Below are 2,719 nucleotides of genomic sequence, written 5' to 3' on the forward strand. Positions count from 1 at the left end.
GCGGTATTCCAGGACACACCGAGGGCCTGGGCGATGCGCGCCACCGTCAGATGGTGGACGACCAGCCCAGTGAGCGCCCAGCGCACCGCCGCCCGTGAGAGCTTGGCGCGCGGATCGGCCGCTTGACTCATATCCTGACGCCACACGTGAGAACACCCCTGACACCGGTAGCGGCGCACGCTCACGTGCAAAATCGTGGGACGCCACCCGTAAGGCTCGTGCGCCAAGCGCCTGACCACCGTGTCACGAGCCACGCCCTGGCACCCGCAGCGTCGACACCACCGATCCTCACCAACAATGCGGCACGCCAACACTGCACGGTCTGGCCACATGCGTTGGCCCGTCACTTCCAGGCCCAGGTCATCCAGGCGCGTGAACGCGCTCAGGTCGGGGCGATCAAAGGTAGTATTGGGCATGTCGAGGTCTTTCAGGTGGACGGTGTAGGAATCTCCATCATCGAAAGACCTCGACCCCTACCCGGCCACGACACGCCGAACCCCACCCAACACCCCTACACCCTCAAATGCGAAGAGCCGGCATCGCGGCCGCAAGGGCGACCCCTTGTACGCGGCCCGTAAAACGCTCCTGACCGGCACCGACATCCTCACCGACACATCCCAGGCGCGCTTGGATGCCTTATTCGCCTGCCCCGACCACGCTGACGTGCACACCACCTGGAGAATCTACCAGGACCTCCTAGCGGCCTACCGTGATCGTGACCCCAGGCGCGGCAAAAACACCCTCCGCCAGCTCATCACGACGATCACCCGCCCGGACTTGCCACACACATGCATCGAACTAGCCCGCATGGGCAGAACCTTCAAACGCAGAGCCGGGGACATCTTGGCCTACTTCGACCACCCCCACACCAGCAACGGCCCCACCGAAGCCATCAACGGACGCCTCGAACACCTCCGCGGCATCGCCCAAGGATTCATCAACCACCGAAACTACCGCCTACGCTGCCTCCTCCACTCCGGCGGATTCCAACACCTCCTACACCCTTAAATGCGAAGAGCCACTTTTTCGATCAAACCTATCGGCAAAGATCCTTCGAGAGTATTCACCGAGTACCTCAAAGCGAAGCGACGCGGCGATTTCGACCAAGCGATTCTCGTCATTGATGTTGATCAGCATCAAAAGCTTGATGAGGTTTTGCGGGAATGTCAGTCTTCTACTGCCGTTGATGCAGTCGTTACCAACCCGTGCTTCGAACTATGGCTGCTGTGGCATACCGCTGACAGACGAGCGTATACAGAAGCACGCGACTGCGTCAGACTCGCGCGCAGCAACAGTCTCACGCGGGACAAGGACCTCACCGCAAGGTTCCCGATTGCTAGCTTCCCCGAGGCCGTAAAACGAGCACAACAAGCCTGGCCGACCATCATGCCAAACAAGAAGGGCCCGAACCCTTCCTCGGCCATGCCCTGGCTCATCGACCTGATGACACCCGCACCCCAGAAAANACGACGTGCACGTGCATCTCGGCGACGATGACGAGCGGTTCACCGTGCGAAAGCGAATCCAACGTGGCGTTCACTCCGCCCTCGATGGAGTTTTCGATGGGGACGACAGCCCGGTCGGCCTCGCCGCGGCGCACGGCCGCGAGCGCCTGGGGTGCGCTGGTCATCGGTACGAGGATGGCGCCTGCGGGCGCTACCTGGTGGACGGCCTGCTCGGTAAAGGTGCCGAAGGGTCCGAGGAACGCGATTCGGAGCCTGTCGCCGAGGGGTGCGGGGCCGGGGATGTTCGTCGTCATGGTGTCAAGGGTATCGATACGCGCAGCGCGCGGGCGCGCTCAGTCCCAGCTCAGGAGCGCATTGTGGTCTACTCGTCGTCAGACTGGGGACTTTCGGTGGATTCAGCGCCCGGCTGGACAGACCTGATGCCATCTGCGAATGCCTGGCTTCCTCCACCGGGGGTGACGTAGCCGCACGCGGTGATCTTCCACAGCTTCGCGGTGCCGCCGGCGTCGACCAGCTCGAAGCCGCTCGACGTGTCGACTCCGTAGAGGCCAGGGTTGCGGGAAGACCGCATGAAGTTGTAGTAGGTACCGTCCTCTTCCTCGTAGAAGTGGGTGATACCAAGGTTGCGCACGACTTCGCACACGTCGGGGTCGGTGTGGATGTCACGGAAGTGTTGGGTGAGGACCTTCTGTGATGCACTGTCCGCGTTGACGGTACTCAGCTGGGGGAAGACCGCTTTGCGACCGCCGATCGTCTCAGAGTAGGCTGCACCCGCAATGGGGTCCCCGAGGACGAGCGCATCGGGCGCGGTCGTGTACCGCATGCGGCGTACCATGGCGAGTTCGCCCTTCGTGGCCATCCCGGGTTTACCCAGGCGCATGGGATCGTAGACGTAGGCGACGGCGGAGTATCGCGCGTCGAGCGCACCGAAGCCCGACAGGACGAGCACGAGGGCGCCGACCCCGACCTGGACGGGCCAGCGGGGCGCCTCAATGTTGGAGTCGGCGCCGCGCTCGGCCAGGATTCTTTGCAGCGAGGAGGTCCACGCAGCGTGGATGACGTGGACGATCGCCGCGAAACCGACGGCCATGAGGACAGTCAGCGCGATGTCTTCGACGCCCATGATGCGCCGGGCGTCCTTGTACCAGGGTGCCAGCAGGTAGGTGCGCAGCGCGGAGTTGGGTGCGTAGGCGAGTCCTGTGAGGAATGCGAGGATCAGGTAGGAGACGATCGGCCACGCGGGCATGGGGGCC

General features: G+C 63.4%; 2 protein-coding genes and 3 pseudogenes. 2 read left to right on the plus strand and 3 right to left on the minus strand.

Annotation, left to right across the window (positions count from 1 at the left end):
* Positions 1-416: pseudogene (locus BQ7477_RS09480) on the minus strand (transposase family protein); the annotation flags it as partial.
* Between the two features lie 124 nt (positions 417-540).
* On the opposite strand from BQ7477_RS09480, the pseudogene BQ7477_RS09490 reads away from it, so the two are divergent.
* Both BQ7477_RS09490 and BQ7477_RS13130 read left to right on the plus strand, forming a co-directional pair.
* Positions 541-1,008, plus strand: a pseudogene (locus BQ7477_RS09490) (transposase); the annotation flags it as partial.
* Positions 1,009-1,497 (plus strand): RloB family protein, encoded by a 489-nt coding sequence (locus BQ7477_RS13130; RefSeq protein ID WP_073983706.1) that lies wholly within the window; start codon positions 1,009-1,011, stop codon positions 1,495-1,497.
* On the opposite strand, the pseudogene BQ7477_RS09500 reads toward BQ7477_RS13130, so the two are convergent.
* Both BQ7477_RS09500 and BQ7477_RS09505 read right to left on the minus strand, forming a co-directional pair.
* Positions 1,463-1,759: pseudogene (locus BQ7477_RS09500) on the minus strand (prephenate dehydratase domain-containing protein); the annotation flags it as partial. The gene BQ7477_RS13130 and the pseudogene BQ7477_RS09500 sit on opposite strands and share 35 nt — an antisense overlap.
* 68 nt (positions 1,760-1,827) lie before the next feature.
* Positions 1,828-2,719 (minus strand): DUF6541 family protein (locus BQ7477_RS09505; protein WP_338072956.1); only part of this gene is annotated, 892 nt, incomplete at its 5' end.

This window comes from Actinomyces bouchesdurhonensis, from assembly GCF_900128465.1.
In the GTDB taxonomy this organism is placed as follows: Bacteria; Actinomycetota; Actinomycetes; order Actinomycetales; family Actinomycetaceae; genus Pauljensenia; species Pauljensenia bouchesdurhonensis.